Source organism: Bradyrhizobium sp. 61 (assembly GCF_023073075.1).
Lineage (GTDB): Bacteria > Pseudomonadota > Alphaproteobacteria > Rhizobiales > Xanthobacteraceae > Bradyrhizobium > Bradyrhizobium barranii.
Map to the genome: position 1 here is coordinate 1 of NZ_JADPIU010000025.1, position 4675 is coordinate 4675.

Genomic DNA, 4675 nt, shown 5'->3' on the forward strand with positions numbered 1-4675 from the left:
CGTCGATCTCATCCTTCGGCCGCCGCCCCAGCAGTGCCCATATTGCCGAAAGCAAATCCTTGAAAAACAGCGGCGAAAACACATTCTGCCAAAGTAGTGTTAGTCCGGTGGCCGCGCCTTACTGTGCCCAATTTGGATGGGTGATTCGTGAGCAAGCTATCTCTGAGTCGCGAAGACCTGAGTATCCGTCCGGTGAAGGCCGCCTTGCCGAATGAGGCGTGTTGTTGAGAACTGTCCTTATGGACAGTGATAGGCGCAGTGCCCAAGTCGAGCGGCTTGAGGTAGTGGAGACGGGTCGGCGGAGGCGCTGGTCCGAGGATGAGAAGCTCAAGATCGTCCTGGAGAGCTTACAGGCGCCGCGCCAGGTCGCGGCAACAGCGCGGCGGTATGGCGTTTCGCGCTCATTGCTGCTGCGATGGCGACGGTCGTTTCGGCCTGAGCCGAAGGATGCCGCCCATCAACCTGGCTTCGTACCGGCGATGGTGATCGCGGAATCAGGTCTGACGCCTTGCCCAGTCGCGCCGGCCAGCAGTGGCGGGTCGATCGAGATCGAGTTTGCGGCCGGGGCTCGGATGCGGATCACGGGTGCGGTCGACGCGGCGACGCTGAAGGCAGCCGTGGCGGCGCTCGCAGATGGGCGCCTACGGTGATCCCCATTGCGTCGGGCGTGCGGGTGTGGATTGCGACCGGCCACACCGACATGCGTCGCGGCATGAACTCGCTGGCCTTGCTGGTGCAGGAAGCGTTCACGCGAGACCCGCACGGGGGCGACCTCTATGTGTTCCGTGGCAAAAGCGGCAAGCTGATCAAGATCCTCTGGCACGATGGGTTGGGCATGTCGCTCTACGCCAAGCGGCTGGAACGCGGCCGTTTCCTCTGGCCGTCGCCGGCGGATGGCGTGGTGACCATCACCCCGGCCCAGCTTGGCTATCTGCTGGAGGGCATTGACTGGCGGATGCCGCAACACACGTGGCGGCCGCAGGCGGCCGGCTGATCGCCAGGATTTGAATCGATACCACGATCGGCGGTTCGGACAGCGACGGCAAGTTATGATTCTCTGGTTGGCATGGGCGCCGATGATTCTTTCCCTGACGATGTGACCACGCTGAAGGCGATGCTGCGCGCCGAGCGAACGGCCCGCCTGGCCGCAGAGGCAGAAGCCCAGGCGGGGACATTGCTGATCGAGAAGCTCAAGCTCACGATCAAGAAGCTGCGGCACGAGCAGTTCGGACAGTCCTCCGAGCGAAGCGCATTGCTGGACCAGCTCGAGCTACAGCTCGCCGACTTGGAGGAGAATGCGGTACAAGTTGAGACCGCGGCGCAGATAGCAGCCGAGAAGATTGCGGTGCCATCGTTCGAGCGCCGCAAGCCAGCACGCCGGCCGCTGCCGGAGCATTTGCCGCGGGAGCGCATTATCTATCCAGTGCCTGCCACCTGCCCATGCTGCGGCGACAGCCGATTGCGCAAGATTGGCGAGGACGTGACCGAGACGCTGGAGCTCGTTCCGCGCCAGTGGAAGGTGATCCAGCACGTGCGCGAGAAGCTCGTCTGCCGGGCCTGCGAAGCGATCACCCAGCCGCCCGCTCCCTCGCACCCGATTGCGCGCGGGCGTGCAGGGCCCAAGCTGCTGGCCCATGTCCTGTTCGCCAAGTACGGCTTGCACTTGCCGCTTCATCGTCAGAGCGACGTCTACCGGCGTGAAGGCATCGACCTCGACGTATCGACGCTCGCGGACTGGGTAGGTGCCTCCGCAGCAACCCTGATGCCTCTGGTAGATGCGATCCGGAGCCATGTCTTCGCAGCCGAGCGCATCCACGCCGATGACACCACGGTGCCGGTCCTGGCCAAGGGCAAGACCCGGACCGGCCGGCTCTGGACCTATCTATGGACGGTCCCCGCTTTGCAAGGCCATTTGCTTTGTTTCGGCTAACGATCGTTTGCAGCTATCTATCCGGCTTTATGGCAATGCCACGAGCCTTGATGAGATCCGCGGATCGGCGCCCAGTTACGTTGGCGAGCTCTGAAGCTCGATAGGTCCAACGGGCTTAGCCGACCCCGGTCCGACCGGTTGCCATCACTCTGCTTTTGCCCTCGCAAACGGAACCACGCTCGATCTATACTTGCGCGCGGTACTCTTCACCAGTGGCCATGATCGCCCAAGCGATCCGTGCAGTTTTGTGAGCAGCGCCACCGTCACGACATTGAAGGGACGCCTGGCGAGCAGCTCTGTTATCCAGGTATTGGTGACCTGATGGATACGGACGCGATGAACGGCCGCTCGGGCGCCATGTATCAGCAACTTACGAATGTAGCCGTCGCCGCGCTTGCTGATGCCACCCAATCGCTCTTTTCCCCCGGTCGAATGCTGCTTTGGTACTAGTCCAAGCCAGGCAGCGAAATGCCTTGCCGACGCGAACTGTTGTGGATGGTCGACAGACGCCGCTAGGGCAGTGGCGGCAAATGGGCCGATGCCCGCCACCTTCATGAGACGCCGACAGACTTCATTGTCTTTGGCAGTTGCAAGGATCATCTTTTCGTAGTTTTCAATGTGTAGCTCAAGGTCTTCGATCTGATCGACAAGGATTGAAAGGGCGCTACGCGCGCTCTGTGGAATACGCTCGTCAACGTCCACGAGTGCCATGAGCTCTCTCGCGTTTGCTTTTCCCTTCCCGGTCACGATCCCCAACTCGCCCAAATGACCACGCAGAGCATTTATCGCGCCTGTGCGCTGTCGGATGAGCAAATCGCGCGTGCGATGTAGCATTAGAATTCCCTGCTGTTCGACAGTTTTTACAGGGACAAAGCGCATGCCAGGCCGTTGGACGGCTTCCCAGCACGCCTCCGCGTCAGCAGCATCATGCTTGTTTGTCTTCACGTAGGCTCGTACGTAGCGGGCCGGCATAAGACGCGCTTTGTGTCCAAGCTTTATTAGTTCACGAGCCCAATGATGAGCGCTGCCGCAAGCCTCAAGACCAACGAGACAGCTTGGAAGCCGTGAAAAGAAATCGAGAACCTTCCCGCGGGCGAGCTTCTTGCGGATAATTTCTCCATCCGCCGTAATCCAGTGGATTTGAAACCAGCTCTTCGAGATATCAAGCCCCATTGTCGTCATAGCCATAGCTTGTCCTCCTTCTAGGTGCTCTTTCGAGCTTATCAGGGCGGGGACCGTCCATCTCATTACGTGCGCGACGACCGTCCGTTTGCCGGCCCAGATCCGCCGGCGACCGTGTTCTTCTACTCGCCCGATCGTGGCGGTGCACATCCGGAGCAGCATCTGGCGGGCTATGCCGGACTGATGCAGGCCGACGCCTACGCCGGCTTTGGCAGGCTCTACGAGGCCAATCGCAAGGGCGGCCCGATCATCGAGGCCGCGTGCTGGGCGCACGGCAGACGCAAGTTCTTTGATCTGGCGCGCCTCACTAACGCGCCGATCGCGGCCGAGGCGGTCAAGCGCGTCGATGTCCTGTTCGCCATCGAACGAGAGATCAACGGCCTTGCTCCGCAGGAGCGTCTGCGTGTGCGCCAGGAGCGTAGCCGCCCCATGATCGTCGAGCTGGAGACGTGGTTGCGCGAGCAGCGCGCCAAGCTCTCCAGGAACAACGACACGACCAAAGCGATTAATTACTGCCTCAGCCGCTGGGATGCATTTAGCCGCTTCCTTCATGACGGACGGCTTTGCATGTCCAACAATGCTGCAGAGCGTGAGCTACGGGCGGTCGCCGTGGGCCGAAAAAATTGGACCTTCGCCGGATCCGATGAGGGCGGCCGGCGTGCGGCTGCCATCTACAGCCTCATCGCCACCGCGAAGCTCAATGACATCGATCCACAGGCTTGGCTTGCCGACGTGCTGGCCCGTCTCCCGGATCATCCCGCCAAGCGCATCCACGAACTCATGCCCTGGAATTGGCGACCTCAGAACATCGCTCACGCCGCATAAGCGCGGTCAGCCCAAAATGACGTAACCAGGGGCCATCACCGGACGCGTACAGACCTGATGGCGATGATGGCGGATATCGGCGGCCGTACGGACCTGGGACCTGTCGTCGCTGAACTGCGGACATATCTGCGTGACATCCAATCGTTCGACCCGCTCCGACTTGCAGCTACGTTCGGCGGATTGCTCGCGGTACCGGAACTTCAAGGCAACTGTCTTCGCCTCGAAGCTCTCGTGCATCTCACGCTCGCCATAGGCGACGGTCGAAGCAAACCCAACCGAAAGATCGTGGGGCGCATCTTTGCGGAAGCTGGAAAAGGAAGGCTCGGCGCCAAGGAAGATCCAGCCGAAGATGTCTTTGTGACGCTGATCGTGACCCCGCGCGGCGATTTTCGGGTCCTCAAGGGAATTTGGGAATCTGCAGGCTTCTATCTTCAGCGATTTGTGAACCTCTTGGAGCTTCTGCCGGCTGGAGATCTCGCCAACCAACTTCGTGAACCCGTCTACGCATTGTTGCGCTTGTCAGACCTCGTTTGCCAGCGAGCGGGCCTCACCCGTTACCAGCTCGGCAGTGACAAACGATCCAAGGTGCTGCCCGCTTCGGTGTTGAACACGGTCAGTACCTGGGCCGAAATCGTTTCATGGTCCCGGTTGTCTGTGCAAAAGAAAGGGCCTGATGGCCCGCTATTCCCCACTCACGAGGTCACCAAACGGCACCCAGCGTCCTGACTCGAACTTCTG

The 4675-nt window shown here is 60.8% G+C and carries 4 protein-coding genes and 3 pseudogenes; 6 read left to right on the plus strand and 1 reads right to left on the minus strand.

The window, feature by feature from the left end; all coding sequences use genetic code 11:
* From IVB46_RS09000 to IVB46_RS09015, 4 genes and pseudogenes are all read left to right on the plus strand, one after another.
* Nucleotides 1-215, plus strand: a 215-nt coding sequence (locus tag IVB46_RS09000; protein WP_247342528.1) for a hypothetical protein, incomplete at its 5' end; no start/stop codon positions are given.
* 24 nt (nt 216-239) lie between these two features.
* The gene (locus IVB46_RS09005; protein WP_247316090.1) at nt 240-650 is read left to right on the plus strand and encodes a transposase; all 411 of its coding nucleotides are present in this window, start codon (nt 240-242) and stop codon (nt 648-650) included.
* On the plus strand, nt 647-994 hold the full coding sequence (gene tnpB / locus IVB46_RS09010; RefSeq protein ID WP_247316089.1) for an IS66 family insertion sequence element accessory protein TnpB: 348 nt from the start codon (nt 647-649) through the stop codon (nt 992-994). The genes IVB46_RS09005 and tnpB overlap by 4 nt, the downstream gene beginning before the upstream one ends.
* 72 nt (nt 995-1066) lie before the next feature.
* Nucleotides 1067-1885, plus strand: a pseudogene (locus IVB46_RS09015) (IS66 family transposase); the annotation flags it as partial.
* Between the two features lie 229 nt (nt 1886-2114).
* Here the strand turns inward: IVB46_RS09015 and IVB46_RS09020 are convergent.
* Nucleotides 2115-3118: pseudogene (locus IVB46_RS09020) on the minus strand (IS110 family transposase).
* Between the two features lie 60 nt (nt 3119-3178).
* Between IVB46_RS09020 and IVB46_RS09025 the strand changes: the two are divergent.
* A pseudogene (locus IVB46_RS09025) lies at nt 3179-3937 on the plus strand (IS66 family transposase); the annotation flags it as partial.
* Nucleotides 3938-3994: 57 nt separating this feature from the next.
* The gene (locus IVB46_RS09030) at nt 3995-4663 is read left to right on the plus strand and encodes a hypothetical protein (RefSeq protein WP_247342531.1); all 669 of its coding nucleotides are present in this window, start codon (nt 3995-3997) and stop codon (nt 4661-4663) included.
* The last annotated feature ends 12 nt before the right edge of the window (nt 4664-4675 follow it).

Excerpts from the sequence above, each read along its gene's own strand:
- IVB46_RS09005 (WP_247316090.1), top strand. The coding sequence starts at position 240 with ATGGACAGTGATAGGCGCAGTGCCCAAGTCGAGCGGCTTGAGGTAGTG.
- IVB46_RS09030 (WP_247342531.1), top strand. The coding sequence starts at position 3,995 with ATGGCGATGATGGCGGATATCGGCGGCCGTACGGACCTGGGACCTGTC.